At 57.6% G+C, this 26,018-nt stretch carries 23 protein-coding genes; 15 read left to right on the top strand and 8 right to left on the bottom strand.

Going from position 1 to position 26,018, the window contains the following annotated elements:
- Positions 1 to 607 precede the first annotated feature (607 nt).
- Genes AUC60_RS13270 through AUC60_RS13260 form a run of 3 tightly spaced genes read left to right on the top strand, consistent with a single transcriptional unit; the run spans position 608 to position 4,217 of the window.
- Positions 608 to 2,176, top strand: coding sequence for an ABC transporter ATP-binding protein (locus tag AUC60_RS13270; RefSeq protein ID WP_087267818.1), 1,569 nt, complete (start codon positions 608 to 610; stop codon positions 2,174 to 2,176).
- An 11-nt stretch (positions 2,177 to 2,187) separates the two neighbouring features.
- Positions 2,188 to 3,291 carry an ABC transporter permease gene (locus AUC60_RS13265; RefSeq protein ID WP_087267816.1) on the top strand — a complete coding sequence of 368 codons (1,104 nt, stop codon included), beginning with the start codon at positions 2,188 to 2,190 and terminating at the stop codon, positions 3,289 to 3,291.
- A complete protein-coding gene (locus AUC60_RS13260; RefSeq protein ID WP_087267813.1) occupies positions 3,291 to 4,217 on the top strand; it encodes an ABC transporter permease in 927 nt (308 codons plus the stop codon). Before AUC60_RS13265 ends, AUC60_RS13260 begins: the two co-directional genes overlap by 1 nt.
- Positions 4,218 to 4,227: 10 nt before the next feature.
- Here AUC60_RS13260 and AUC60_RS13255 read toward each other — a convergent pair whose 3' ends face one another.
- Complete coding sequence (locus AUC60_RS13255) at positions 4,228 to 4,710, bottom strand: hypothetical protein (protein WP_087267810.1); 483 nt, start codon at positions 4,708 to 4,710, stop codon at positions 4,228 to 4,230.
- A 244-nt stretch (positions 4,711 to 4,954) separates the two neighbouring features.
- Between AUC60_RS13255 and AUC60_RS13250 the strand changes: the two genes are divergently transcribed.
- From AUC60_RS13250 to AUC60_RS13235, 3 genes are all read left to right on the top strand, one after another.
- Positions 4,955 to 5,305, top strand: coding sequence for a MerR family transcriptional regulator (locus AUC60_RS13250; protein ID WP_087267806.1), 351 nt, complete (start codon positions 4,955 to 4,957; stop codon positions 5,303 to 5,305).
- A 27-nt stretch (positions 5,306 to 5,332) separates the two neighbouring features.
- Positions 5,333 to 6,019: an SDR family oxidoreductase gene (locus tag AUC60_RS13245; RefSeq protein ID WP_087267804.1), complete on the top strand. Its 687-nt coding sequence runs from the start codon at positions 5,333 to 5,335 to the stop codon at positions 6,017 to 6,019.
- A 188-nt stretch (positions 6,020 to 6,207) separates the two neighbouring features.
- The gene (locus AUC60_RS13235) at positions 6,208 to 7,563 is read left to right on the top strand and encodes an 8-oxoguanine deaminase (protein ID WP_087267796.1); all 1,356 of its coding nucleotides are present in this window, start codon (positions 6,208 to 6,210) and stop codon (positions 7,561 to 7,563) included.
- A gap of 139 nt (positions 7,564 to 7,702) precedes the next feature.
- Here the strand turns inward: AUC60_RS13235 and AUC60_RS13230 are convergent, their stop codons facing one another.
- Positions 7,703 to 8,794 carry a calcium:cation antiporter gene (locus tag AUC60_RS13230; RefSeq protein ID WP_087267793.1) on the bottom strand — a complete coding sequence of 364 codons (1,092 nt, stop codon included), beginning with the start codon at positions 8,792 to 8,794 and terminating at the stop codon, positions 7,703 to 7,705.
- A 418-nt stretch (positions 8,795 to 9,212) separates the two neighbouring features.
- Here AUC60_RS13230 and AUC60_RS13225 point away from each other — a divergent pair, with 418 nt between their 5' ends.
- The 3 genes from AUC60_RS13225 (at position 9,213) to AUC60_RS13215 (ending at position 12,477) form a co-directional block, all read left to right on the top strand.
- Complete coding sequence (locus AUC60_RS13225) at positions 9,213 to 10,310, top strand: BMP family ABC transporter substrate-binding protein (RefSeq protein WP_087267790.1); 1,098 nt, start codon at positions 9,213 to 9,215, stop codon at positions 10,308 to 10,310.
- A gap of 163 nt (positions 10,311 to 10,473) precedes the next feature.
- The gene (locus AUC60_RS13220) at positions 10,474 to 11,439 is read left to right on the top strand and encodes an isopenicillin N synthase family dioxygenase (protein WP_087267787.1); all 966 of its coding nucleotides are present in this window, start codon (positions 10,474 to 10,476) and stop codon (positions 11,437 to 11,439) included.
- Positions 11,440 to 11,523: 84 nt separating this feature from the next.
- A complete protein-coding gene (locus tag AUC60_RS13215; RefSeq protein ID WP_087267785.1) occupies positions 11,524 to 12,477 on the top strand; it encodes an adenosine deaminase in 954 nt (317 codons plus the stop codon).
- Between the two features lie 12 nt (positions 12,478 to 12,489).
- Here AUC60_RS13215 and AUC60_RS13210 read toward each other — a convergent pair whose 3' ends face one another.
- From AUC60_RS13210 to AUC60_RS13200, 3 genes are all read right to left on the bottom strand, one after another.
- Positions 12,490 to 13,182: an ArsR/SmtB family transcription factor gene (locus tag AUC60_RS13210; protein ID WP_087267782.1), complete on the bottom strand. Its 693-nt coding sequence runs from the start codon at positions 13,180 to 13,182 to the stop codon at positions 12,490 to 12,492.
- 790 nt (positions 13,183 to 13,972) lie between these two features.
- Complete coding sequence (locus AUC60_RS13205; protein WP_087267779.1) at positions 13,973 to 15,169, bottom strand: multidrug effflux MFS transporter; 1,197 nt, start codon at positions 15,167 to 15,169, stop codon at positions 13,973 to 13,975.
- A 244-nt stretch (positions 15,170 to 15,413) separates the two neighbouring features.
- Complete coding sequence (locus tag AUC60_RS13200) at positions 15,414 to 15,614, bottom strand: heavy-metal-associated domain-containing protein (RefSeq protein ID WP_087267776.1); 201 nt, start codon at positions 15,612 to 15,614, stop codon at positions 15,414 to 15,416.
- Positions 15,615 to 15,771: 157 nt separating this feature from the next.
- On the opposite strand from AUC60_RS13200, the gene AUC60_RS13195 reads away from it, so the two are divergent.
- The 3 genes from AUC60_RS13195 to cueR all read left to right on the top strand — a co-directional run bounded on the left by AUC60_RS13195 (position 15,772) and on the right by cueR (position 18,817).
- Entirely contained in the window at positions 15,772 to 16,152 is a 381-nt protein-coding gene (locus tag AUC60_RS13195) for a hypothetical protein (protein WP_087267773.1), read from the top strand.
- Positions 16,153 to 16,220: 68 nt separating this feature from the next.
- A complete protein-coding gene (locus tag AUC60_RS13190; protein ID WP_087267771.1) occupies positions 16,221 to 18,419 on the top strand; it encodes a heavy metal translocating P-type ATPase in 2,199 nt (732 codons plus the stop codon).
- Positions 18,416 to 18,817, top strand: a complete 402-nt coding sequence (gene cueR / locus AUC60_RS13185; RefSeq protein WP_087267769.1) for a Cu(I)-responsive transcriptional regulator — start codon at positions 18,416 to 18,418, stop codon at positions 18,815 to 18,817. The genes AUC60_RS13190 and cueR overlap by 4 nt, the downstream gene beginning before the upstream one ends.
- A 214-nt stretch (positions 18,818 to 19,031) precedes the next feature.
- On the opposite strand, the gene AUC60_RS13180 is transcribed toward cueR, so the two are convergent.
- Together AUC60_RS13180 and AUC60_RS13175 are read right to left on the bottom strand one after the other, a co-directional pair.
- Positions 19,032 to 19,928 carry a PA4780 family RIO1-like protein kinase gene (locus AUC60_RS13180; RefSeq protein ID WP_087267766.1) on the bottom strand — a complete coding sequence of 299 codons (897 nt, stop codon included), beginning with the start codon at positions 19,926 to 19,928 and terminating at the stop codon, positions 19,032 to 19,034.
- 235 nt (positions 19,929 to 20,163) lie between these two features.
- On the bottom strand, positions 20,164 to 20,970 hold the full coding sequence (locus AUC60_RS13175) for an AraC family transcriptional regulator (RefSeq protein ID WP_087267762.1): 807 nt from the start codon (positions 20,968 to 20,970) through the stop codon (positions 20,164 to 20,166).
- A gap of 84 nt (positions 20,971 to 21,054) precedes the next feature.
- On the opposite strand from AUC60_RS13175, the gene AUC60_RS13170 reads away from it, so the two are divergent.
- Complete coding sequence (locus AUC60_RS13170; protein WP_087267759.1) at positions 21,055 to 22,083, top strand: bile acid:sodium symporter family protein; 1,029 nt, start codon at positions 21,055 to 21,057, stop codon at positions 22,081 to 22,083.
- A 226-nt stretch (positions 22,084 to 22,309) separates the two neighbouring features.
- Here AUC60_RS13170 and AUC60_RS13165 read toward each other — a convergent pair whose 3' ends face one another.
- Positions 22,310 to 23,587, bottom strand: coding sequence for an acetyl-CoA C-acetyltransferase (locus AUC60_RS13165; protein ID WP_087267756.1), 1,278 nt, complete (start codon positions 23,585 to 23,587; stop codon positions 22,310 to 22,312).
- A 114-nt stretch (positions 23,588 to 23,701) separates the two neighbouring features.
- Here AUC60_RS13165 and AUC60_RS13160 point away from each other — a divergent pair, with 114 nt between their 5' ends.
- Positions 23,702 to 25,057: a 3-oxoacyl-ACP reductase gene (locus tag AUC60_RS13160; protein WP_087267753.1), complete on the top strand. Its 1,356-nt coding sequence runs from the start codon at positions 23,702 to 23,704 to the stop codon at positions 25,055 to 25,057.
- Positions 25,058 to 25,092: 35 nt separating this feature from the next.
- A complete protein-coding gene (locus tag AUC60_RS13155; RefSeq protein ID WP_087267749.1) occupies positions 25,093 to 25,959 on the top strand; it encodes a MaoC family dehydratase in 867 nt (288 codons plus the stop codon).
- Positions 25,960 to 26,018: the final 59 nt, after the last annotated feature.

The following is a 26,018-nucleotide window of genomic DNA, read 5'->3' as shown; positions in this document are numbered from 1 at the left end:
TCGCGGCCTCGCGGTGCTCGTGCGCTCCTACAGGTCGGTATTTACTTTGCGCCAGCGTGGTGTCAGCGGACAGCTCCCACAGACTCACGCTAACATCGGTACTGCACACATTTACTGTGCATCCAGCTGTGGATAAGCTGAGCACATGCGCCCGTAAGCCTTGCCGTGCATGGCTTTCAGCCGATCGGTCATTTTTTATACAAATCTGTCATATAACTACAAAAGAGGTGTAAAAACAGCGCGTTACACCTCGTTATCGTCAGTCGCTACTACCGATTGCCCGCTTATATCGCACTTTTGAGCTTGCACACATTTACTGTGGAGGAACCTGTGGATAACAGGTGCAAGGGTCGCGGTAATGCAGGAGTTGTCTCACTCGAAGGCGACTGTATGTTTTTTACTCAGACAGACTGGTCGAAATTGAATCATAAATCCCCGGGACGCCCTGATCTGGTGCTGATGCTGGCTATCAGCTCCACCCAAGAACCGAGGCTCTAGCCATTGCGACTTCGCCGTTACAAGCAAATCGGCATTTTCCCGCAAAAACCTGACTGCCTGGCCAGGAAATTGCTTTATCCACAGGCGATCCTCTTACCTTGAGCCTGTCATGCCAAACCCTGTGACATCTGCACGTCTGCAACTGCGTGCCATCAGCAAGCGCTATCCCGGCTGCCTGGCCAACGATGCCATCGACCTGAATATTGCCCCCGGAGAAATCCACGCTCTGCTCGGCGAAAACGGCGCAGGCAAAAGCACCCTGATGAAAATCATCTACGGCGTGACGCAGCCCGATTCAGGCGAAATAGTCTGGCAGGGGCAGGCTCTAAAAATGCGTAATCCGGCACAGGCCCGCAGCTTGGGCATTGGCATGGTGTTCCAGCATTTCTCGTTATTCGAAACCCTGACCGTCGCCCAGAACATCGCGTTGGCAATGGGCGGCGCGGCCGGTACGCCAAAGCAACTTGAACCAAAAATTCGCGAGGTATCGCAGCGCTACGGCATGGCGGTCGAGCCACAACGACTTGTCCACAGCCTGTCGATCGGCGAGCGGCAGAAAGTCGAGATCATTCGGTGCCTGATGCAGGACATTCGTCTGTTGATTCTCGACGAACCGACCTCAGTACTGACGCCGCAGGAAGCCGACGAACTATTCGTCACCTTGCGACGTCTGGCCGAGGAAGGCTGCAGCATTCTGTTTATCAGCCACAAACTGGGTGAAGTTCGCGCCCTGTGCCACAGCGCGACAGTGCTGCGCGGCGGCAAAGTCTCCGGACACTGTATTCCGGCGCAGTGTTCGGACCTGGAACTGGCGCGTTTGATGGTCGGTGACGCTGAAGGCCTGACTGCGCAGTATCCCAAAGTCGCGGGGCACAAGCCGTTCCTGAAAGTGGAAAAACTCTCTTGGCACAATCCGGATCCGTTCGGCTGCTCTCTGGTGAATCTCGACCTTGAGGTGCGCAGCGGCGAAATCGTCGGCATTGCAGGCGTGGCGGGCAATGGTCAGGACGAGTTGCTGGCCCTGCTCAGCGGCGAACAGACATTGAGCAACTCGCTTTCATCCAGTATTCGGTTTGCAGACCTGAACGTTGGCCATCTACGTCCTGATGCCAGGCGCAAAAACGGCCTGGCGTTTGTTCCAGCGGAAAGACTGGGGCACGGCGCGGTGCCGGACTTGAGCCTCAGTGATAACGCGTTGCTGACTGCTTTTCAGCAAGGGCTGGTCAGCAACGGGCTGGTCCAGCGTGGCAAGGTCCGAAGCCTGGCCGATGAGATCATCAAACGCTTTGCGGTGAAGACTCCAGATGCCCAAGCGCCAGCTCGTAGCCTCTCCGGTGGCAACTTGCAGAAATTCATTCTGGGCCGCGAGATCCTCCAGAATCCGAAATTATTGGTGGCTGCGCACCCGACGTGGGGCGTGGACGTCGGGGCCGCCGCAGCGATTCATCGCGCGTTGATAGCCTTGCGCGATGCGGGCGCGGCGATTCTGGTGATTTCCGAAGACCTCGACGAACTCTTCCAGATCAGCGACCGCCTTGCAGCGCTGAGCAGCGGCAAGCTCTCCCCTCTTGTACCGACCGGGCAAACATCGCCCGTGCAAGTCGGCGGCTGGATGGCCGGTGAATTCGATGCCCCGTCTGGCGCTCAACCTCAACTTCAAGCCGCCGCGCTTAATTAACGGAGTTTCCGATGCTGCTTTCTCTGGAACCGCGCGGGCAACAATCGCGAGCCATGCTCTGGTTTTCGCCACTGCTGGCCGCTGTATTGACCCTGATTTGCGGCTCACTACTGTTTATTACCTTGGGCCTGGACCCATTGCTCACGCTGCATACCTTGCTGATTGCACCAGTGAGCGACTGGTATGGCGTATCCGAATTGATGGTCAAAGCGCTGCCGATTCTGCTCTGCGCGCTGGGTCTGGCGGTCGCTTATCAAGCGCGCATCTGGAACATTGGCGCCGAAGGCCAGTTGCTGATGGGCGCGCTGGCGGGGAGCGCCCTCGCGGTCAATATCATTGATATGGAAAGCCGCTGGGCCTTGGTGCTGATTCTGCTGGTCGGCACGTTGGGTGGTGCAGCATGGGCGGGATTGACTGCCTGGCTGCGCACCCACTTCAACGCAAATGAAATCCTGACCAGCATCATGCTCAACTACATCGCGCTGAACCTGTTGCTGTTCTTCGTTCATGGACCGCTGAAAGACCCTGCCGGAATGAATTTCCCTGAGTCAGCGATGTTTGGTGATGCCAGCCGCTTGCCGTTGTTGACCGAGGACGGCCGCGTGCATGCCGGTGTGTACTTCGCATTGCTGGCTTTGGTCGCAGTCTGGGTTTTGCTGCAACGCAGCTTTGTCGGTTTCCAGGTCAAAGTGCTGGGGCTGGATAAACGCGCGGCAGGTTTTGTCGGGTTTCGCGAGAAACGTCTGGTCTGGCTCGCCTTGCTGATCAGCGGCGGCCTCGCCGGACTGGCTGGAGTCAGCGAAGTCGCCGGCCCCATTGGTCAACTAGTGCCGCAAGTGTCGCCGGGTTATGGCTATGCAGCGATCACCGTGGCCTTCCTCGGCCGCTTGAATCCAATTGGTATTCTGTTCGCCAGCTTGCTGATGGCGCTGCTGTATCTAGGCGGCGAAAACGCGCAAATGGCCCTGAACCTTCCTCAAGCCATTACCCAGCTGTTTCAAGGGATGATGCTGTTCTTCCTGCTGGCCTGTGATGTGCTGATTCTCTATCGCCCACGCCTGAAAACGCGCTGGGCCAAACGTCAGATGGCACCCGCTGCCACGGGAGCTGTGTGATGGATATCGATCTGTTGAGCAATATTTTCTTTGCCATGGTGCGTTGCGGCACTCCGCTGCTACTGGTCGCACTTGGCGAATTGATCTGCGAAAAAAGTGGCGTTCTCAATCTGGGCCAGGAAGGCATGATGCTGTTTGGCGCGGTGATCGGTTTCATCATTGCCTTGAGCACCGGCAACCTGTGGCTCGGTGTGCTGCTGGCGATGATGGCGGGGATGCTGCTGTCGGGATTGTTCGCGGTAGTGGCGCTGGTCTTCAATGCCAACCAAGTCGCGACGGGTTTGGCGCTGACTATCTTTGGCGTGGGTTTGTCGAGTTTCGTCGGCGCGGCCTGGGTGGGTAAACCGTTGCAAGGTTTCGAACCGATTCTGATTCCTTACTTGAGCGACATCCCACTGATCGGGCGCATGTTGTTTGCTCAGGACATTCTGGTCTATCTGTCCTTCGCGCTGTTTGCACTGGTGGCCTGGGTCCTGTTGAAAAGCCGCATTGGTCTGATCATTCAGGCAGTTGGCGAGAACCCTGACGCCGCTAGCGCCATGGGTTTGCCGGTGCTGCGCGTGCGAACCCTGGCAGTGTTGTTCGGTGGCGCAATGGCCGGGCTGGCCGGGGCTTATCTGTCCTTGGCGTACACGCCAATGTGGGCCGAAAACATGAGTGCTGGCCGAGGCTGGATCGCCTTGGCACTGGTGGTATTCGCCAGTTGGAGAGTGTGGCGCCTGCTGTTGGGTGCGTACCTGTTCGGCCTCGCTAGCATCCTGCACTTGGTGGCGCAGGGTATCGGCCTGGCAATCCCGTCAAACCTGTTGGCCATGCTGCCTTACGTAGCGACCATCTTGGTATTGGTGCTGCTGTCGCGTAATGCCCTGCGCACAAGGCTGTATGCCCCGGTTTCTTTGGGGCAGCCTTGGCAGGCGGGGCATTGAGACTCACAGCTCAATGACGTGGGACCGGCTTTAGCCGGGAAGAAGCCCGCACAGCCGATAAATTTTTATTGGCGGTAAGGACGCCCTCCCGGCTAAAGCCGGTCCCACGGGGCCATAGCTGCAAGACCGCCCAGATCAATTCCATGACCAGGAATCCCGCCAGCAACCACGTTGCACCCTGCATCAGGGCATAGGCCTGCCACGTCGCGAACAGCAATCGGCCTGCCGCGTCGTAACGTCCGAAAATCATCTGCGGATCTCTAATCCGTAGCACTGACCACACGCACACAATCGAACCCAGTAAGTTGGCCATCAACATATGCATGGGTTCGAATGGAGGCAGCGTACCGGGCACGTTCCAGGCCTGACTCACACCGGATAACAGCCCATGCAACGCGACAAAACTCCATGGCGTTAAAAAAGCAGCCGTGACGATCAAGTCGTACCAGCCACTGGCCCGGACTAAGTGTCGATAGTGTTGCGGTTGCCACATATAAACTCTCCTGGCGCTGTGATCTCAATATTGACGCGATGTCGTGGGACCGGCTTTAGCCGGGAAAAGGCCGGGACAGTCGCTGATAAAGGGTCGTCAGAAACACCGCCTTCCCGGCTAAAGCCGGTCCCACGTCCTCCTCCACGAGCAAACATAGAATTTCCTAAGAAATTAGTATTTTGCAGACATGGCAGGAGGCTAAAGGCTGGAGTACGCTCCAGGGTCAAGCCCATGGAACAGAACTATGCGTATTGGTGAACTGGCTCAAGCCACCGCCGTCAGCCGCGACACTCTGCGGTTCTATGAGCAGCGCGGTTTGATTGCCGCGCATCGTAGCGACAATGGCTATCGGCACTATCCCGCGGAGATGGTGCAATTGGTGCACTTCATCAAAACCGCGCAGCGCCTGGGTTTCAGCCTGAACGAAATCGGCCACAGCGTTGCCGAACTCTGGAAGGCGCCCGCGCCCGATCTGGCCATTGCTCAGCTACTTCGGGACAAGCTTGTGCTGATCGAGACACGCATTGCGGAACTCGGCGAATTACGCACCGAATTGCAGAACCGTCTGGGCCAGAGCTGCCCGCTAAGCCCCTGATGCCTTATTCCTTAAAGGAGAATATTCATGTCGGTTACTAAAACAGCGTTAATCATCGGTGCTTCACGTGGCTTGGGTCTCGGCCTCGTCAAGCGACTGACCGAACTGAACTGGAACGTCATCGCGACCGTCCGCGACCCGCAGAAAGCTTCCGACCTGAAAGCCGTTGACGGCGTACAGATCGAAACCCTGGATATGGACGACACCGCTTCTCTGAAAGCGTTGAAGCGGAGTCTGGAAGGACAGGTGTTTGATGTCCTGTTCGTCAATGCCGGAGTTTCAGGCCCACAGCATCAAAGCGCGGCTAAAGCGACGGCCTCGGAACTGGGTCAACTGTTTCTGACCAACGCTATCGCCCCGATCCGCCTGGCCGAGCTTTTTGTCAGCCAGATTCGCCCCGACACCGGCGTACTGGCGTTCATGAGCTCGGTTCTGGGCAGTGTCGCCTGCCCTGAAGGCAACAACATGGCTCTATACAAAGCGAGCAAAGCGGCACTGAACTCCATGACCAACAGCTTCGTCGTAGAGCTGCCGGAACCACGCCCGACCGTATTGTCATTACATCCAGGCTGGGTCAAAACGGACATGGGCGGCGAAGGCGCCGATATTGACGTCGACACCAGCACTCGAGGGCTGGTGGAGCAACTCGAGGCTTATGCGGGTAAAGGCGGGCATTACTTTGTGAACTACAAAGGCGAAACTATTCCGTGGTGAAGTAACCATTAAAATCGGAATGCTCTTCGGTAGGAGCGAACTTGTTCGCGAGGCGGTTGGCTCCTTCCGGGATTCGCAGGTAGAATCCCGCCCTCGCCACCCGCTGCACAGCATGGCGACCCTGGATCAGCAGACAGGGCAACACTGAGCTGGCTAACCTGAACCTGTCTTTCAGAGGAGCCGGCACCATGCCTGCGATCCGTATCTGGTTGAAAAATCCCCTCGCTGTTTTCACCGCCAATACCCTTGATGCCCGAGGCGGTCTGGTCATTGAAAACGGTGTCATCGTCGAACTGCTCAGCGCCGGTCAGCAACCCGCCAGCCCTTGCGATGACGTATTCGACGCCCGTGAGCATGTGCTGCTTCCCGGATTGATCAATACCCATCACCATTTTTATCAAACACTGACGCGTGCCTGGGCTCCGGTGGTCAACCAGCCGTTGTTTCCGTGGCTGAAAACCTTGTATCCCGTCTGGGCGCGTTTGACTCCCGAAAAACTGGCGCTGGCCAGCAAGGTCGCCCTGGCTGAGCTGCTGCTGTCGGGCTGCACTACCGCAGCGGATCATCACTACCTGTTCCCGGATGGGCTGGAAAACGCCATTGATGTCCAGGTTGAAAGCGTCCGCGAATTGGGCATGCGCGCCATGCTTACTCGCGGCTCAATGAGTCTGGGTGAAGAGGACGGAGGTTTGCCGCCGCAGCAAACCGTGCAGCAGGGCGAAGTAATCCTTGAAGACAGCCAGCGCCTGATCGAGCGCTATCACCAGCGTGGCGCGGGCGCTCAGATCCAGATCGCGCTGGCGCCCTGCTCGCCTTTTTCAGTGACGCCGGAAATCATGCGTGAAAGCGCAGCATTGGCGGAAAAACTAGACGTGCGTCTGCACACTCACCTGGCCGAAACCCTCGACGAAGAAGACTTCTGCGTGCAGCGTTTCGGCCTGCGCACGGTGGATTATCTCGACAGCGTCGGCTGGCTGGGACCAAGAACCTGGCTGGCGCATGGCATTCATTTCAACCCTGACGAAATCGCTCGACTGGGCGCAGCAGGCACTGGTGTTTGCCATTGCCCGAGTTCAAACATGCGCTTGGCTTCCGGCATCTGTCCGACGCTGGATCTGATCGGAGCAGGCGCCCCGATAGGCCTTGGTGTAGACGGCTCAGCTTCAAATGACGCCTCGAACATGATCCTCGAAGCGCGCCAGGCGCTGTATCTGCAACGCCTGCGTTATGGTGCAGAAAAGATCACGCCTGAATTGGTGCTTGGCTGGGCCACGAAGGGTTCTGCGCAGTTACTCGGCCGTAGCGACATCGGTGAGCTAGCGGTAGGAAAACAGGCGGATCTCGCGATGTTCAAGCTGGATGAACTGCGATTCTCCGGCAGCCATGATCCAGTGTCCGCGCTGCTGCTGTGCGGCGCCGATCGTGCTGACCGGGTGATGATCGGTGGCCAGTGGAGAGTGATTGATGGGCACGTCGAAGGGTTGGACTTGAAGGGTTTGATTGCTGATCACAGCCAGGCCGCGCGGGAATTGATTCGCGGCTGATGACCCCATTCCTGTAGGAGCTCACGAGCAATGCGAGGCAGCGATGATGTTCTGCCTGATATACCGCTATCGCGGCCTCGCGGTGCTCGTGCGCTCCTACAGATCATTCGTTTGCAGCACAGTAGCGCAGTTTGAGGATCTACAACCCCAACAACGACAACATGATGAACGTCGCAAACAACACAAAGTGGGTCATCCCTTCTATCGCGTTGGTTTCGCCGTCATTGAGGTTGATAGCGCTCACCAGCAGTGTGATGAAAATCATCACGGTCTGCACCGGAGTCATCGCCATCTGGAACGGCTGACCGCTGTAGAGGGCCATGGCTTCCATGACCGGAACGGTCAGGATCACCGTCGATAGCGATGCACCAAGGGCGATATTCACCACCGATTGCATGCGATTGGCCAAAGCCGCGCGCAATGCCGTCAGGATCTCCGGTGCGGCAGAAATGGCCGCCACCAGAATCGCCGTCATGACCGGCGGCGCTCCAGTACCTTCCAGACCCAGATCGACGGTTTTGGACATCACTTCCGCCAGCGCACCAATCACCACCACACCGAGCACCAGGATCCCGATCGACAGCGTCAGATTGACCGGCTCGGCATCTGCTTCAGGCTGATCCTTACGTTTCTTTTTCTCTGGATAGCTGTAGCTGAAAAAGTAGCTGTGCGGCCCGACCTGCATGCGCAGGAACAAGGTGTAGAGCAGGATCATCGCGCCAATGGTGAATGCCGAATACAACTTCCAGTCACCTTCGGGGATGAACTCCGGCACCACCATGGAAACGCCCATCGCGGTGAGAATCATCACGCTGTAGGTGCGGGCTGAATCGTCGTTGTAAGACTGCTCGCCATGCTTGATACCGCCCATCAGAGCGGCCAGCCCAAGGATGCCGTTGATATCGAGCATCACGGCTGAGTAAATCGTATCGCGCACCAACGTTGGCGACGGTTCGTTGCTCATCATGATCGCCAGAATCACCACTTCCACCAGCACCGCCGACAGGGTGAGGATCATGGTGCCGTAGGGATCGCCGACTTTCTCTGCGAGCAACTCGGCGTGGTGAGCCACGCGCAACGACGCACAGACGATGAAACCCACCAGCGCAATCCCCGCCGTCAGCGCCACGCCCTGTCCGTTATTGAGGAACGAGTGCTCGAACACGTAGGCGACAACTGTCGCGATAATCGCGAGCAGGAGAAATTTTTCTTGCTTGAGTATTGAGCCCATTGACTAGCCTATAAACCTTCCTGGGTGAAACGTCCGGATAACGTGTTCAAGGCGTTGAGAGTGCCGAGTGTAAGCAAAGGTTTCAAAATAGGTGAGATCCTGAATATTGGTGCGAATGACGTGGGACCGGCTTTAGCCGGGAAGAGGCCGGTACAGTCGCCATAGCTCCATCGTCAGAAATGCCGCCTTCCCGGCTAAAGCCGGTCCCACGTCAGAATTCCACAGAGGTCCAGCAGAGCAGCTTGCACCAGTTAGCAGCAAAGCCAGCCGGTTCTGCACCGTCTGGCATCGTCCTGCCAAGGCTAAATCGATTGAGAGGCTAGCCCTGTCATTAACTGTCCAGTTGGTCAGTTTTTTGCATTGTTCGAGCAACCCGCTTAGACGGCCGTGCCAAAAAGACCAAAAGGAGCTAGACCCGATGCACTCCACCACTCACCCGCGTCGCCCCCTGAAAAAATTGCTGTGTGCCATGGCTGCGGTCGTCGGCCTGGGTTCGAGCCTGCTCGCATCGGCAGCAGACCCGCTGAAAGTTGGCTTCGTCTACATCGGCCCGATCGGCGATCACGGCTGGACGTATCAGCATGAACAAGGCCGCAAGGCCATGGTTGAAGCACTGGGCGACAAGGTCACCACCAGTTATGTCGAGAACGTGCCGGAAGGCGCAGACGCTGAGCGCGTCATCCGCAACATGGCTAAAGGTGGCTACGATCTGGTTTTCACCACCTCCTTTGGTTACATGAACCCAACGCTGAAGGTCGCCAAACAGTTCCCGAAAGTGACTTTCGAGCACGCCACTGGCTACAAGCAGGACAAGAACATGGGCACCTACCTGGCGCGCACCTATGAAGGTCGCTACGTCGGTGGGTTCCTGGCGGCCAAAATGACCAAGACCAAAAAAGTCGGCTACGTCGCGTCGTTCCCGATCCCGGAAGTGCTGCGTGACATCGACGCTATTCAGCTGGCATTGAACAAGTACAACCCAGGCACCGAAATCAAAGTGGTATGGGTCAACTCCTGGTTCGATCCGGGCAAAGAAGCTGACGCTGCGAACGCGCTGATCGATCAGGGCGTAGACGTCATGTTCCAGCACACCGACAGCCCGGCGCCGATCCAGACAGCTGAACGTCGTGGTGTCTATGCCGTGGGTTATGCCTCGGACATGGCTCACTTCGGCCCGAAAGCGGTGCTGACCTCTATCGTCAACAACTGGGGGCCGCACTACATTCAGGCCACAGAGGGCGTGATCAACGGCACTTGGAAATCTCAGGATTACTGGGGCGGTCTGAAGGAAGGCACAGTTGAGCTGCCGATCAGCGATATCGTCCCGGCGGACGTGAAAGCAGAAGCCGAGAAGATCATTGCCGACATCAAAAGTGGCGCATTCCACCCATTCACCGGCCCGATCAAGGATCAGACCGGCGCAGTGAAAATCCCGGAAGGCAAGGTCGCGACCAATGCAGAGCTGGCCTCGATGAACTACTACGTTGAAGGCATCAAGGCGGAATTGCCGAAGTAATCAAGACGAGCAACCCAAAACTTGTGGAAGCTATTGTCTGTAGGAACGGCCGGTGGCTGCGAAAACGGGGTATCAGAAAGACGCTTTCGCAGCCTTCGGCAGCTCCTACAGGGATCTTCGACGTTGCAAATAAATAATCACGTCAAACCAGAGACAATCCACCGTGAACCAACTCCCCATCATCGACATCGCCCCGCTTTACAGCGATGACCAACTCGCCTGGCAAGACATCGCCCGGCAAATCGACCAGGCCTGTCGGGAGTGGGGTTTTTTCTATATCAAGGGCCACCCAATCAGTGCCGAACGTATCGAACAGGTAGTCGGTACGGCGCAGCGATTCTTCGCGCTGCCAGAGGCTGAAAAGCTCAAGATCGACATCACCCAAAGCCGTCATCATCGCGGCTACGGCGCCATCGCGACCGAACAGCTGGACCCCAATATTCCCAGCGATCTCAAGGAAACCTTCGACATGGGCTTTCATTTGCCCGCCGATCATCCCGAGGTCGTCGCTGAAAAACCATTGCGCGGCCCCAACCGCCATCCAGACATGCCGGGCTGGGAAGCCTTGATGGAGCAGCATTATCTGGACATGCAGGCCCTTGCGCAGAAGTTGCTTCAGGCCATTACTGTAGCGCTGGGCATCGAGCGTGATTTTTTCGACAAGCGCTTTGTCGCACCCGTCAGCGTGCTGCGCTTTATCCACTACCCGCCGCGCCATACTGCCACCAGCGCCGAACAACAAGGCGCCGGAGCACACACTGACTATGGCTGCATCACTTTACTGCATCAGGACTCCGCGGGCGGACTGCAAGTGCGTGATGTGCGCGGCCAGTGGATCGACGCGCCGCCGATTAACGGCACGTTCGTGGTCAACATCGGCGACATGATGGCGCGCTGGAGCAACGACCGATATGTGTCCACGCCGCATCGGGTGGTCAGCCCACTGGGTGTTGATCGCTACTCCATGCCGTTTTTCGTCGAGCCCAACCCGGACACCGAAATTGAATGCCTGCCCGGTTGCAAGAGCGAAACCGAGCCAGCGCGCTATCCTGTCACCACTTGCTCGGCATTCTTGTTGTCGCGTTTCGCCGATACGTACGCTTATCGACGGGAGCAGGAGGCCGGGTAAATTTGAACCGCTTGGTCAGGTTTTGCCCATCCCGAAGCATGACTCTGTAGAATGCCGGCCATCTGCACCTGATGAGAAAAGCACATGTACGATTGGTTGAACGCCCTGCCCAAGGCAGAACTGCACCTGCACCTTGAGGGTTCTCTGGAGCCCGAGTTGCTCTTCGCACTCGCCGAACGCAACAAGATCGCGCTGCCGTGGAATGACGTCGAAGCCCTGCGCGGCGCTTACGCCTTCAACAACCTGCAGGAATTTCTCGACCTTTATTACCAGGGCGCAGATGTATTGCGTACCGAACAGGACTTCTACGACCTGACCTGGGCGTATCTGGAGCGCTGCAAAGCCCAGAACGTGATTCACACCGAACCCTTCTTCGATCCGCAAACCCATACTGATCGGGGCATCCCGTTCGAAGTGGTACTGAATGGCATCACTGGCGCTCTCAAAGACGGTCAATCAAAGCTGGGTATCAGCAGCGGTCTGATCCTGAGTTTCCTGCGCCACTTGAGCGAAGAAGAAGCGGAAAAAACTCTCGACCAGGCCCTGCCGTTTCGAGATGCATTCGTCGCCGTAGGCCTGGACAGCTCGGAAATGGGCCATCCTCCGAGCAAGTTCAAACGCGTTTTCGACCGCGCACGTAATGAAGGCTTCCTGACCGTAGCGCACGCGGGCGAAGAAGGCCCGCCCGAGTACATATGGGAAGCACTGGACCTGCTGAAAATCCAGCGTATCGACCACGGTGTACGTGCCATCGAAGACGAGCGTCTTATGCAGCGCATCATCGATGAGCAAATCCCGCTGACGGTGTGCCCATTGTCAAACACCAAGCTCTGCGTCTTCGACGACATGGCAAAACACAACATCCTCGACATGCTTGAGCGTGGTGTGAAGGTCACGGTGAATTCCGACGATCCCGCTTATTTCGGCGGCTATGTCACCGAGAACTTCCATGCGCTGTACACCCATCTGGGCATGAACGAAGATCAGGCAAAACGTCTGACACAAAACAGCCTGGACGCCAGACTGATCAAGCCTTGAGCTGATCCCTTGTCAAGCGGCAGCCGCGATCTTGTCGATCTCGCGCTGCCCGCTGGACGAGACTTGCAGGGTGCTCGATTCCTCTGTGACCCGTAGCCAACCCATCTGAATAAAAAGCTGCAACAAACCCGCCCCTAACGCACCGCCCAAATGCGGTGTGAACTCGCTCCTGTCAGCACAGGCGCAGACGGTTTCGCGCTGACGCAACGCAAGTGCAGGCACGTAAATTCCCCGCTCTGCAAACCTTGCCATCCCCACGCTGGTGACTTCGACCCGATGCTCCTGCTGCTCGATCCAACCGGCCCCGAGCAACCGCTGATACAACTCCGCGGCGATATCGCCGCCTAGGTGATCGCTGCATATACGCGCCTCGCGCAAAGGCATGGCAGGCAAAGGCTGTGCAACATTGCGGTTTATCTGCGCGGCACTGACGACAGAGGCACAGGCAAGCGCCTGGAGTGCCGTCGCCACCTGTGGACCCGCCAAACGGAAAAAGCGCTTGCGCCCACGCACCTCCTGCTTCAACAGACCACCCGAGGCCAGACGCGCCAGATGCGCCCCGGCCGAAGATGTCGTAAGGCCTGCAAGCAAAGCCAGCTCATTAGCGGATCGAGCAGTACCGTCCATCAAGGCCCAAATCATTGCACTGCGCTTCGGGTCAGCCAGTAATGTTGCAACGTGGCTGATGCAAGGTGCATGTTCCATATGTTCACTCCCTGTTGAAACATCGTCTATCGCGATGACATGGTGGCAGCAATCCAGTTGTAACCAAGAAACCAAACCGCCAAAGTCGAAGCCGCTGTACGCCAGCAAATAGCACTATCAGATGACCGACGGTCTCTAATCACGCCTGGCTCCAGGAACTCCCACGTTATTGGTGACTTCATTGACACGGCGTGATCGTTCTACACATACGTCTAACTTGAAGCGTAATTGCTCCAGGACCTGATCGAGCCCAACTTCAACTACGAAGGCTAACTCAAAGCACCAGTATAAGCCTTGGAACCTTTCTGCCGATCAGGCAAAAAGAGCATTGTTCCGAGAGCAGCCGTAATGTAATGACGAACCTTGTCCAAGCTTTTACTTTAGAAACCCGCTGAAAAATATCACAACGAAGTCTACCGACCCACCGCCACAAAGGCCTGCAACCGCAAACCCAGAAAGCTCGCTGCACCGCGAGAGGCATTTTCCCACAACTAAAATGTGCTAAAACGCTCAACAAAATAAGGCAAGTAGTAGAGCTAATTTTCGCAGCTCGCCACTAGCAATCATATTAACGCTCGTCACTTTCCGAAATATCCGTAGGATAAATCCATGAGGCTTGTAGTCACTGACTACATTTTACGAAGGAATATAAACACCAACTTATCAAGTCAGTAACTTCAAGCAAGTATCCAGTCAACCGACATTCATTGATCTTGACCATTTGATAACTTGCGATTGCAATCTTGTTCACGCCTGAATTAGCTCCCGCAAAAAATGCGGGAGCATCCAGTCAGACCTGCGATGGCATGGCATCGCGTTTATTTTGCAGGCGACGGGTCAATACCGAGATACCCACCGCCAGAGCACCACATATGCTGATGACCAACGCCATGGGTACCGCTGTGCCATCGTGCAGCACGCCAACCATCGCAGCAGCGCCAGCGGCCACGCTGAATTGCAGACAACCCAGCATGGCCGACGCGCTTCCGGCGCGAGCCCATTGCCCGTTCATCGCACATGCCGATGCATTAGGGATGATGCAACCCAGGCTGGCGATGCAAACGAACAACGGCACCAGCAATGGCCAAAGTTGTTCGGTACGCAACCCGGTTATCGCCAGCAACACCAGAGCCGCAGCAAGGTAAATCCAGATAGTGCGCGACAACAGAAATGCAGGTCCCCGCTTGCCCACCAGCCTTGCGTTGAGCTGTGCGATCAGGATGAAACCGGCAGCGTTGGTACCGAACAACCAACCGTAATGCTCAGCGGGCACGCCATAAAGCTTGATGAACACGAATGGCGAACCGGCGATATAGGAAAACATCCCGGCCATGGCGATACCGCCCGTCAATGCATGCCCGAGGAAAATCCGGTCTCCCAGCAAGCTGCGGTACTGCTTCAAGGCGCCCGCCAATGGCTGACGCGGATGACTGGCGGGCATGCTTTCGGGCAAACCAAGCGCTACCGCTAGCGATGCCAATGCACTGAAGGCCGTCAGGCTGATGAAAATCGACTGCCAACCGTACAGATTGACCAACAGTCCGCCGAGCATCGGCGCCAGAATCGGAGCCAGCCCCATCACCAGCATCAGTTGCGAGAAGACTTTGGCAGACTGCACGGCATCGCACTTATCGCTGACAATCGCCCGGGCAATCACCATCCCGGCACAACCACCCAGCGCCTGCACGAAGCGCGCGCCAATGAGCCAGTCCAGGTTCGGCGCGAAGGCGCAGGCCAACGAGGCCAACGTAAACAGCGTCACGCCAAACAGCAGCGGAATCCGCCGACCGAAGCGGTCAGCCACAGGACCGTAAGCTAGCTGGCCGATGGAAAGGCCCAGAAAGTAAGACGCCAGAGTCAGTTGAACGTGTTTCTCGTCCGTGCCGAACGCCGAAGCGATGGCCGGGAAACCTGGCAAATAAAAATCGATGGCCAATGGGCCGAAGGCGCTAAGCGCACCGAGAATCAGGATGGTACGAAGGTTCATGAGGCGTCCAGACAGTGCTCGTGCAGCCCGACAGTTTAACCGGGCCTGGACGGGCTGAGTGTCAGGAGAAGGTAATTACTTCAAAAAGTTTCCCGGCCGCGCCTCGTAGGAGATTTCACCTCGCTGCACTGCCCCCTGTAAAAGCTCACAAACATCGCGAGGCAGCGATAGCGGTTTGTCTGGAATACTGCTATCGCTGCGTTGCGTTGCTCGTGAGCGCCTACAGATAGAATTTAAACTGCCTTCAACTCGCCAACTGCGCCTCATACCCCTCCTCACCAATCAAGCCAATAACCTGCTCGCCGGTCAGGTCGCTTTCGACAATCACGTCACCGGTCGGCAGGTCGACTTGCACCAGCGCGCTTGGGTCCTGGTCCTTGATGGCAGTGGTCACCGCTTTGACGCAATGGCCGCAGGTCATGCCTTGAACGTTGAATCTTTGCATCGTGCTACTCCTTCAAACAGGGCTTTGGATGACGATGACGCCATGTTTGACCTTCCCATCGTGGCAAGGTCAAGTTTCTCGTTTGTCTGCCGGGCTGGTATTCGGCGCAAGGCTCGGCCAAGCTGCATCATCACCGTCTACATCAGGAGTATCAGCGATGCGCTGGTCAGCATTGAGCCTCTTCGGCATTCTCGGTCTGTTGGCTGCTTCCCCGGCGGTTCAGGCCGATCAGGATTACGGCGTTCTGATCATTTCCCGCGAGCGGCTGGAAGTCGCGACATCCTGCGAGATCGGTATCTATATTCAGGACCAGCTCGCGGGCCGCGTGTTCCAGGAACAGTCTGTCTCCTTCAACCTTCCAGCGGGAAATGTCGCGATTCGCCTGCGAGTGCTGCCAGGTGCTGTCTTCGGTTGCGACCCCGGCATGGAGGCGCAGAGCAACACCAACATCAAGATTCAAGCCGGCGATATTCTCAAATACCGGATCGCCAGCAGCCTCAATGGCATGTATCTCAAACGCGCCGACCTGAATTATTGATCTGGACTTGACCTTGACCTCGTGGAAAGGTTGATCCTTGCAGGTAACCGCCTTCAGGGAGAACGAACATGCTCAATCCGCTCAACTTCGACCTGCCGATTTCCGGCATGACCTGCGCCAGTTGCGCAGGTCGGGTTGAACGTGCGTTGAACAAAGTGCCTGGGGTCAGGACCGTCAGCGTCAACCTTGCCAGTGAACAGGCGCACATCGAGACGGACGGCGGGCCGGATACCGCCACCCTCATCGCCGCTGTAGAGAAAGCGGGTTACGGGGCCACTGAACTTCAAGAGCCGGCCGCCAAAGCCGATCAACAACTGCGCAAACTGACGCGAGAGCGCTGGGCGTTGATTCTGGCGATAACGCTGTCGATCCCCCTGATTCTGCCCATGCTCCTGCAACCGCTGGGCATGCACTGGATGTTGCCCGCGTGGGCACAATTCGCGTTGGCCACCCCCGTGCAATTCATCTTCGGTGCGCGTTTTTACGTCGCAGCCTGGAAAGCCGTTCGCGTCGGCGCAGGCAACATGGACCTGCTGGTGGCTCTGGGCACCAGTGCCGGGTACGGCCTGAGTGTTTATGAATGGGTCACTGCCGCGTCCGGCAAAATGCCACATTTGTATTTTGAAGCGTCGGCGGTGGTCATTGCTTTGGTATTGCTGGGCAAATACCTGGAAAGCCGCGCCAAACGTCAGACCGCCAGCGCCATACGCGCGCTGGAAGCCTTGCGCCCCGATCGCGCCCTGCAAGTCATTGACGGTCATGAGTACGACATCGCCATCAGCGCCTTGAATCTCGGCGATCTGGTGCTGGTAAAACCCGGCGAACGCTTCCCTGTAGACGGTGAGGTGATCGAAGGCCAAAGCCATGCCGACGAAGCACTGATCAGCGGCGAAAGTCTGCCGGTGCCTAAACAGGTCGGCGACAAAGTTACCGGCGGTGCGATCAATGGCGAGGGGCGTTTGCTGGTGAAAACCACGGCGCTGGGCACAGAAACAGTTCTGGCGCGCATCATTCGTTTGGTTGAAGACGCCCAGGCTGGCAAGGCGCCCATTCAGAAACTGGTGGACCGGGTCAGCCAGGTGTTCGTGCCAACCGTCCTGATCATCGCCTTCTTTACCTTCGCTGGGTGGCTAGTGGCGGGCGCGCCGATGGAAAGCGCGCTGATCAACGCCGTCGCGGTATTGGTGATCGCCTGTCCGTGTGCACTGGGCCTCGCAACGCCTACAGCAATCATGGCCGGAACCGGTGTCGCGGCCCGCTATGGCATTTTGATCAAGGACGCCGAGGCGCTGGAGCGCGCACATGAAGTCACCACAGTGGTGTTCGACAAAACCGGCACACTGACTTCCGGCACACCGCAAATCGCCCATTTCTGCGCCAAAGGCGGCAATGAAGAACAGGTACTCGAGTGGGCTGGCGCTCTGCAGCGCGGCAGCGAGCACCCGTTGGCCAAGGCCGTGCTGGATGCCTGCCGGGATTGGCACCTGCATCCGGCCAGCATTGAAAACAGCCATGCCCTGCCTGGCGCCGGTATTGCCGGAACGCTGGACGGGCGCGACCTGGTCTTGGGTAACCGGCGCATGCTTGAACAAAGCGGCTTGCACATGGAAGAGCTGGCCGACGCAGCCCATGCCTGGGAAGCCGAGGGCCGGACCTTGTCATGGTTGATTGAGCAAAGCCCAAACCCGGCAGTGCTCGGTCTGTTCGCCTTTGGCGACACACTTAAACCCGGCGCGCGGCAAGCGATAGAGCAACTGGCGGCACGCAACATCAGTAGCCACTTGCTGACCGGCGATAATCACGGCAGCGCCAAAGTAGTTGCCGACGCACTAGGCATCCGTGACGTTCATTCCGAAGTGCTGCCTGCGGACAAAGCCGCAACAGTGGCTGACTTGAAGCGCTATGGCGTGGTGGCGATGGTGGGTGACGGCATCAATGATGCTCCCGCCTTGGCTGCCGCTGATATAGGCATCGCCATGGGCGGTGGCACTGACGTCGCCATGCATGCGGCGGGGATCACCCTGATGCGCGGCGACCCGGCATTGATTCCGGCAGCACTGGAGATTAGCCGCAAGACCTACGCCAAAATCCGCCAGAACCTGTTCTGGGCCTTCGTTTATAACCTGATCGGTATCCCGTTAGCGGCATTTGGCTTTCTCAATCCGGTACTGGCGGGTGCGGCCATGGCGCTGTCCAGCGTGAGCGTAGTGAGTAACGCATTGCTGCTTAAAACGTGGAAGCCCAAAGATCCGGGAGCAAAGTCATGAACATCGGACAAGCAGCGAAACAGAGCGGGTTGAGCGCCAAGATGATTCGCTATTACGAAGCCACCGGCCTGCTGCAGGCGGCGCATCGCAGTGACAGCGGCTATCGGCTCTATGGCAAAGACGATCTGCACACACTGGCATTCATCAAGCGCTCTCGGGATCTGGGCTTTTCGCTGGAAGAAGTCGGCAAGCTGCTGACGCTTTGGCAAGACCGACAACGCGCCAGCGCCGACGTTAAAGCACTGGCCCGCGAGCATATTGCCGAGCTGAATCAGAAGATCGAGGAAATGGCCAGCCTGCGCGATACCTTGCAGGAACTGGTAGATCACTGCCATGGCGACGACCGCCCGGACTGTCCGATCCTCAAGGATCTGGCTTCGGGTGGGTGTTGTGGGTAGGTGACCTCGCAGGTGAGACCCACACCTTGTGGGAGCCGAGCTTGCTCGCGATAAGGCTGGACGCGATCTAAAGTCAACCGAGTCCAGCCTTATCGCGAGCAAGCTCGGCTCCCACAGGGGAACAGCATTCCAATTCAGATGGCAGTAGGCAATATCAGCAGCCTTCCAATCCAAACAAAAACCCGGCCTGAGCCGGGTTTTTGTTAACTGCTGATCACTGCATCCAGGGCGGAGGCGGTTCTTCGGCAGTTTTGTTCGGAGGTGCATCGTCGGCAGCACGGGCAGCCTGACGGCGGTCTTCGTCCAGACGCGCGGCTTCGATTTCGCGCAATACGCCGCCAACATCGGCCTCGTCTTCCGGTTCATCAAACTCGCCGGTCAACACCGTCGCTGGCGACAACGTACCTGCTTCGTAGTACGACCACATTTCCTTGGCGTACTTGGTTTTGCGCAACTCAGGCGCGAATCGCCCGAAGTAGGACGCCATGTTGCCCACGTCACGCTCCAGCATGCTGAACGCGTGGTTATTGCCCGCCGCGTCGACCGCCTGAGGCAAATCGATGATCACCGGACCGGTCGGGGTCAACAGCACGTTGAACTCGGAAAGGTCGCCATGCACCAAACCGGTACAGAGCATCAGCACGATCTGTTCGATCAGAAAGGCGTGATATTCCCGAGCCTGATCCGGCTCCAGAACCACGTCATTCAATCGCGGTGCGGCGTCGCCATACTCGTCGGCGATCATCTCCATGAGCAATACGCCTTCGAGGAAGTCGTACGGCTTGGGAACCCGAACGCCAGCGCTGGCCAACCGGAACAGTGCCGCCACTTCGGCGTTCTGCCAGGCGTCCTCTGTTTCCTTGCGACCAAATTTGGAGCCCTTGGCCATCGCCCGCGCCTGACGGCTGTTACGTACCTTACGGCCTTCCTGATATTCAGAAGCCTGACGGAAACTGCGCTTATTTGCCTCCTTGTAAACCTTGGCACACCGCAGCTCATTGCCACAGCGCACCACATAAACAGCTGCCTCTTTACCGCTCATTAGCGGGCGCAGCACCTCGTCCACCAGACCGTCCTCGATCAGGGGTTCAATGCGTTTAGGAGTTTTCATCAGCTTTTATTGTGGGTCCTTCGTTGCCAAACACGCGATTGTTGCCCGTTATACGGCAATCCTCTGCCAGCGAGTAGTGGGAGCTGACGTTTGATGTGGATAGTTTCTGTCGGAAAATCCCTCATCGCCCCGATATGAAGCAGCTTTCATGCCGTAAGACAGTAAAAAACCAACCGGACGCGCCGGGTAAGAAGCTTCGGCAACTATAAGCATCGCGTAAGACAATCGGGTTCAGTTACTGCTTGAACAGCTCACCGGGAGTGAACCCGAACAACCCCTTGAAAGCCGCGATGAACGCAGACGTGGAGTCGTAGCCGCAAGCCAAAGCCGTGTTGGTCACGCTGTCACCATTCTCCAGCGCACCCAACGATGACAACAACCGCGCGCGCTGCCGCCAGCCACGAAAACTCAGCCCCGTTTCCCGTTGAAACAGGCGCATCAAGGTTTTTTCCGAAGCCCCGAGGCGCATTGCCCAATCGTGCAAAGTGATCAGTTGGCTCGGGTTTTCGATCAGTTCATTGCACAGCTCGAGCAAGCGTGGATGGCGAGGCAATGGCAGCGAGAAACCCACTTCTGGCAAATGCGCCAATTGATCCATGAGCACCTGCACCAGTCGCGCTTCACTGCTATCCCCCAAGGGATATTCGGCGGGCAAATGACAGAAACTTTTGATCAGTTCCCTGGCCAGCGGCGTCACTTCCAGAACCCGACAGCGTTGCGGTGCCCAGCTGGAATCCTCTTTACGCACATACAGGCTGCGCATTTCTGCACGCATCGAAGTCACTACTTCGTGCTCCAGACCGGCCGGTATCCAGACGCCCCACTGCGGCGGGGCAAAGAAACTGCCTTCAGCCGTATGAACGCCAAGAACGCCGCTTATGGCGTAGGAAAACTGCACCCATTCGTGACGATGCGGCGGCGTCCACGAGCCGGCGTTCAAGCTTTCGGCACGGGCATACAATGGACGCGGCAATTCGCTCAGGGCGGGGATCTGTCGCTCACTGCCTTGACGGTGCATAGGATTTTGTCCGTTAGTCGGCATGGTATGGCCTTATGTCGCAAGACGGCAGTGTACGAGTGAGTTAGCCTTCGGACATCTATTTTTACAAACAATTGCCGAGCACTTATGTCAGCCCTCAAACACCTCAAACGCGTCGTCACCGACTGGTTCCTCTGCGGGATGGTCCTGGCCACGGTTCTGGCCTACTTCTTCCCCGGCTTCGGCGCGACCGGCGGAGGCATGCATGCCGAATACGTCATCAACATCGGCGTGTTCGTGGTGTTCTTCCTGCACGGGGTCAACCTGTCGAGCGAACAAATCAAACACGGCCTGAAGAACTGGCGCCTGCACATCATGGTGCAGCTATTCACCTTCCTGGTGTTCCCGATCATCTGGCTGGTCTGTGACAAAGCGTTCGGTGCATACATCCCGGCGCTGTTGATGCTGGGCTTCTTGTACCTGTGCGCGTTGCCTTCGACGATTTCCTCTTCGGTAGCGTTGACCGGCAGTGCGGGCGGAAACGTACCGGCGGCGATTCTCAACGCGAGCATGTCCAGCGTATTCGGCATCTTCATGACGCCATGGCTGGTCAGCCTGGTGATTGGCACCGGCTCCGGCGGCATCGATCTGGGGTCCACGCTGCTGAACCTCAGCCTGATGTTGCTGCTGCCACTGGTGCTGGGTCAGTTGGTGCGTCCGCTGTTGGGCAAGTTTTTCGCCAAACACAAAAAGTACACCAACCTGATCGACAAGATTGTGATCCTGTTGCTGGTCTACGCGGCTTTCTGTAATTCGATGGTGTCAGGACTGTGGCAAACCCAAGGCAACTCGGTCATCGCCATGGCTTTCGTTGGTAGCGCTGTATTGCTGGTAGTGATCCTGTTACTGACCACCGGAACAGCCCGCGCCTTGAAATTCAACCACGCAGACAAAGTGGCGGCGGTGTTCTGCGCCACCAAGAAATCCCTCGCGGCCGGTGCGCCGATGGCGGCGCTGATCTTCGGCAACAACCCGGGCCTGGGCCTGATCCTGCTGCCGATCATGATCTATCACCCGCTGCAGCTTATCGTTTGCTCGGTGATGGCAGAGAACTATGCCAACCGGCACAAGCAGCAATTGTCGGCAGAAGCGCTGGAGGAAGCCCGAGCGGCTTGATTGCAGTCTCTTTGGGGATTACGCAAAACCTGTTTGTGATAATCCCCAAAATTGGCGCCATGTCGTGGGACCGGCTTTAGCCGGGAAGAGGCCAGTACATCCAACGCACCTTTGTGATCAGAATACAGCCTTCCCAGCTAAAGCCGGTCCCACGTCAGGTTGCGGGCAAACCTGGAATCCCCTACAAGAAATAGCAGTCCACTTCCAATTCAAGAAATGGCCCTTATTACCGCTCAAGAATCGCAGTAACCCCCTGCCCGCCCGCTGCACAGATCGAGATCAATCCGCGCCCTTCTCCCGCGACGCTCAACAACTTGGCCAGGTTGGCGACGATGCGCCCGCCCGTGGCTGCAAACGGGTGACCGGCGGCCAATGAGCTGCCTTTGACGTTCATCTTGCTGCGGTCAATCGATCCTAAAGGCGCGTCCAGCCCAAGTCGGGTCTGGCAATAATCCGCGTCCTCCCAGGCCTTAAGCGTACACAGCACCTGGGCAGCGAACGCTTCGTGAATCTCGTAGTAATCGAAATCCTGCAAGGTCAGGCCATTGCGCGCCAAGAGCCGAGGCACGGCATAGGCTGGCGCCATCAGCAGGCCCTCTTTGCCGTTGACGAAATCCACCGCCGCCGACTCTCCGTCACGCAGATACGCCAACACCGGCAAACCACGCTCTTTGGCCCACTCTTCACTAGCCAGCAGCACCAACGATGCGCCGTCAGTCAGCGGTGTGGAGTTGCCCGCCGTCAGCGTGCCCTTGGCGCTGCGTTCGAACGCCGGTTTCAGGCTGGCGAGTTTTTCCAGCGTCAGGTCCGGGCGCAAATTATTGTCGCGGGTCAGGCCCTGAAACGGCGTGATCAAATCGTTCTGCCAGCCTTCGGCATACGCCGCGGCCATTTTTAAATGGCTTTCCAGCGCCAGTTGATCCTGTGCGTCGCGAGGGATATTCCAGGTCTGCGCCATCAATTCGCAGTGCTGCCCCATGGAAAGACCAGTGCGCGGTTCGCTATTGCGTGGCAACTCAGGCTTGAGGTTGTGGGGACGCAATTGCAACAAAAGTTTAAGTTTGTCGCCTACGGATTTAGCCCGGTTAACCTGCAGTAAAATGTTACGCAAATCTTCATTCACGCCAATCGGCGCGTCGGAGGTGGTATCTACCCCGCCCGCAATGCCGCACTCGATCTGCCCCAGCGCGATTTTGTTAGCCACCAGCAACGCCGCTTCCAGCCCGGTGCCGCAGGCCTGTTGCAGATCGTAGACCGGGGTCTGCGGGGACAAGCGCGAGCCCAGCACGCACTCGCGAGTCAGGTTGAAATCCCGGGAATGCTTGAGCACCGCCCCGGCAACGACCTCGCCCATGCGCAGGCCATGCAGGTTGAAACGCTCGATCAATCCCTCCAGCGCAGCGGTCAGCATGTCCTGATTGCTCGAAGTGGCGTATGGCCCATTGGAGCGAGCGAATGGGATACGGTTACCGCCGACGATGGCGACCCGGCGTGGCTGATTCATTGAAAACTCCCTTTATTGATACGGATTCGCTGATGAGCAGCGTAGGGGATACTCGAACGAACGTCGCTTGAGTGTGGTCAACTCCTTTGAACCCCGACTCAAGGAGAGTGTTCCATGCCGTCTGATCGCTATATAGATTTCGCCAACTCTGACCTGGGCAGCCGCCTGGTTGGCGCTATTGGCCTGCCTAAACCGGTCAGACTGGAACGCTGGCAGGCCGGACGTCTGCGCCCTGTTGAAGGTTCGTTGCTGATCAGCGCCGGGCCGTTGGCTGATCGAGTCCGGCTTTTCGCTCCGCGCTTGACCGAGTCTGTCTACAGCTTTGGCTCAGAGGTCCCGGGCACAACCGCCTGGGTTGTCGATCAGGGTCCGAAAATCAAAGCAGTGGTCTTCGACGCCAGCGCTTTCACGCGCACCGAGGACCTCAAGCAATTGCGCGAATTCTTTCAGCCACTGCTGAAAAAACTCGATGACAGCGCGCACGTGGTAATTCTTGGCCATTCGCCCGCCAGCCTCAGCGAACCGCTGGCCGCCAGCACCCAACAGGCGCTCGAAGGCTTCAGCCGCTCGCTCGCCAAAGAAATGCGCAACGGCGGCACTGTGCAACTGCTGCAAGTGGACAGTGGCGCGGAGGATCAGCTTGAAGGTGCCCTACGGTTTTTCCTGTCGCCCAAAAGCGCTTTTATCTCCGGACAGGTCATCCGTCTGAGTCCTTGCCCGGCACAGGTGCAGGACTGGAGTCGTCCGCTCAGCGGCCGCAGAGCGCTGGTGACCGGTGCGGCGCGTGGTATCGGCGCGGCGATTGCCGAAACACTGGCTCGCGACGGCGCTGAAGTGGTCCTGCTCGATGTACCTCAGGCCAAATCAGACCTGGATGCCCTGGCGGCGAGACTGGGCGGCAAGGCCCTGACGCTGGACATTGGCGCAGCCGATGCGGGCGCGCAGTTGATCGAACAACTGCAGGGCGGCATCGACATTCTGGTGCACAACGCCGGAATTACCCGGGACAAGACGCTGGTCAATATGTCTGCCGACTTCTGGGATTCAGTGTTGTCGGTCAATCTCAACGCACCACAAGTGTTGACCGAAGCGCTGCTCGACAGCGGCACCCTGCGCGACAACGGTCGCGTCATTCTGCTGGCCTCGATCAGCGGCCTTTCCGGCAACCGTGGCCAAACCAATTACGCGACCAGCAAAGCCGGCTTGATCGGCCTTGCTCGCGCCTTGGCGCCGGTGCTAGGCGAGCGCGGCATCAGCATCAATGCCGTTGCTCCGGGCTTTATCGAAACCAAAATGACCTCAAGCATGCCGTTCGCCCTGCGTGAAGCGGGACGGCGCATGAGCTCGTTAGGTCAAGGCGGCTTACCGCAAGACGTGGCTGAGGGCGTTGCCTGGCTGGCTCAACCAGGCGCTGGAGCTGTCAGCGGTCAGGTACTGCGGGTCTGTGGTCAAAGCGTCATCGGCGCATAAGCGGACAACAATAATTACGAGCAAGGAGATGCACGATGAGCGCTCATTGGCGATACCTGGATTCTCTACCGACGCTGCCGAACCTGTTTGTTCAGGCGGCGCTGCGGCGCAAGGTCACCGGTACTGAACTGCCAGACATCGGCTTGCGTTGCTGGACGTCAGTGGACGCGCAGAAGCTGTCCCAATACCGCGAAGTGTGCGGTTTCAGCGAAAACAGTCTGTTGCCGCCGACTTATCCACACGTGCTGGCGTTCAACCTGCAAATGCAATTGATGACAGCCAAAGACTTCCCTTTCCCGCTGTTGGGGCTGATTCATTTGGCCAACCGAATAAGGATTCACCGACCGCTGGGCAGCGTGAACAAGGTGTACATCGGGGTAAAAGCGGAAAACCTTAAGCCTCACGACAAAGGCGCGACGTTCGACCTGATTACTCAGGTTGAGGATTCGATGGGTCTGTTATGGGAAGAAGAGAGCACGATGCTCTGTCGCGACGTGCAGCTGGAAGGCGCGGTGAGCAGCGATTATGAGCCTGCTGCATTGCCCGCGACGGAGGTCGCACGGTGGCGAGCGCCAGCAGAAATTGGTCGGCGTTACGCCAAAGTGTCTGGCGACTACAACCCGATCCACCTTAGCGGGCCAAGCGCCAAGCTGTTCGGCTTCCCGAAGGCCATTGCCCACGGTATGTGGCTCAAGGCAAGAACCCTCGCTTTTCTGGCTAACCACCTTCCGGCCTCGAACGTGGATATCAGCGTGCAGTTCCAGAAGCCGGTGCGCTTGCCCAGCGAGATTGTGCTGTCGGCCAGCGCGGCGGGTTCCCACGGCCAATTCCGCCTGGAAGGTGCGCCGGGGTTGGTGCATATGGTGGGGAGTTGGCAGCCAGTAACGGAAGTCGCGGAGTAATGGTGGGCTGAAATGAATTGTGGGAGCGGTACTTGCCCGCGATAACGCTGGACGCGATT

The organism is Pseudomonas caspiana (genome assembly GCF_002158995.1).
Lineage (GTDB): Bacteria > Pseudomonadota > Gammaproteobacteria > Pseudomonadales > Pseudomonadaceae > Aquipseudomonas > Aquipseudomonas caspiana.
Note: the sequence above shows the minus strand (reverse complement) of the source record. Positions and strands in the feature narration are given on the sequence as shown.

Coding starts and splice junctions, on each gene's coding strand:
- AUC60_RS13260 (WP_087267813.1), top strand. CDS start 3,291: ATGGATATCGATCTGTTGAGCAATATTTTCTTTGCCATGGTGCGTTGC.
- AUC60_RS13215 (WP_087267785.1), top strand. CDS start 11,524: ATGTACGATTGGTTGAACGCCCTGCCCAAGGCAGAACTGCACCTGCAC.
- AUC60_RS13270 (WP_087267818.1), top strand. CDS start 608: ATGCCAAACCCTGTGACATCTGCACGTCTGCAACTGCGTGCCATCAGC.
- AUC60_RS13165 (WP_087267756.1), bottom strand. CDS start 23,587: ATGAATCAGCCACGCCGGGTCGCCATCGTCGGCGGTAACCGTATCCCA.
- AUC60_RS13255 (WP_087267810.1), bottom strand. CDS start 4,710: ATGTGGCAACCGCAACACTATCGACACTTAGTCCGGGCCAGTGGCTGG.
- AUC60_RS13230 (WP_087267793.1), bottom strand. CDS start 8,794: ATGGGCTCAATACTCAAGCAAGAAAAATTTCTCCTGCTCGCGATTATC.
- AUC60_RS13245 (WP_087267804.1), top strand. CDS start 5,333: ATGTCGGTTACTAAAACAGCGTTAATCATCGGTGCTTCACGTGGCTTG.
- AUC60_RS13265 (WP_087267816.1), top strand. CDS start 2,188: ATGCTGCTTTCTCTGGAACCGCGCGGGCAACAATCGCGAGCCATGCTC.
- AUC60_RS13195 (WP_087267773.1), top strand. CDS start 15,772: ATGCGCTGGTCAGCATTGAGCCTCTTCGGCATTCTCGGTCTGTTGGCT.
- AUC60_RS13235 (WP_087267796.1), top strand. CDS start 6,208: ATGCCTGCGATCCGTATCTGGTTGAAAAATCCCCTCGCTGTTTTCACC.
- AUC60_RS13155 (WP_087267749.1), top strand. CDS start 25,093: ATGAGCGCTCATTGGCGATACCTGGATTCTCTACCGACGCTGCCGAAC.
- cueR (WP_087267769.1), top strand. CDS start 18,416: ATGAACATCGGACAAGCAGCGAAACAGAGCGGGTTGAGCGCCAAGATG.
- AUC60_RS13160 (WP_087267753.1), top strand. CDS start 23,702: ATGCCGTCTGATCGCTATATAGATTTCGCCAACTCTGACCTGGGCAGC.
- AUC60_RS13190 (WP_087267771.1), top strand. CDS start 16,221: ATGCTCAATCCGCTCAACTTCGACCTGCCGATTTCCGGCATGACCTGC.
- AUC60_RS13170 (WP_087267759.1), top strand. CDS start 21,055: ATGTCAGCCCTCAAACACCTCAAACGCGTCGTCACCGACTGGTTCCTC.
- AUC60_RS13180 (WP_087267766.1), bottom strand. CDS start 19,928: ATGAAAACTCCTAAACGCATTGAACCCCTGATCGAGGACGGTCTGGTG.
- AUC60_RS13210 (WP_087267782.1), bottom strand. CDS start 13,182: ATGGAACATGCACCTTGCATCAGCCACGTTGCAACATTACTGGCTGAC.
- AUC60_RS13205 (WP_087267779.1), bottom strand. CDS start 15,169: ATGAACCTTCGTACCATCCTGATTCTCGGTGCGCTTAGCGCCTTCGGC.
- AUC60_RS13175 (WP_087267762.1), bottom strand. CDS start 20,970: ATGCCGACTAACGGACAAAATCCTATGCACCGTCAAGGCAGTGAGCGA.
- AUC60_RS13225 (WP_087267790.1), top strand. CDS start 9,213: ATGCACTCCACCACTCACCCGCGTCGCCCCCTGAAAAAATTGCTGTGT.
- AUC60_RS13250 (WP_087267806.1), top strand. CDS start 4,955: ATGCGTATTGGTGAACTGGCTCAAGCCACCGCCGTCAGCCGCGACACT.
- AUC60_RS13200 (WP_087267776.1), bottom strand. CDS start 15,614: ATGCAAAGATTCAACGTTCAAGGCATGACCTGCGGCCATTGCGTCAAA.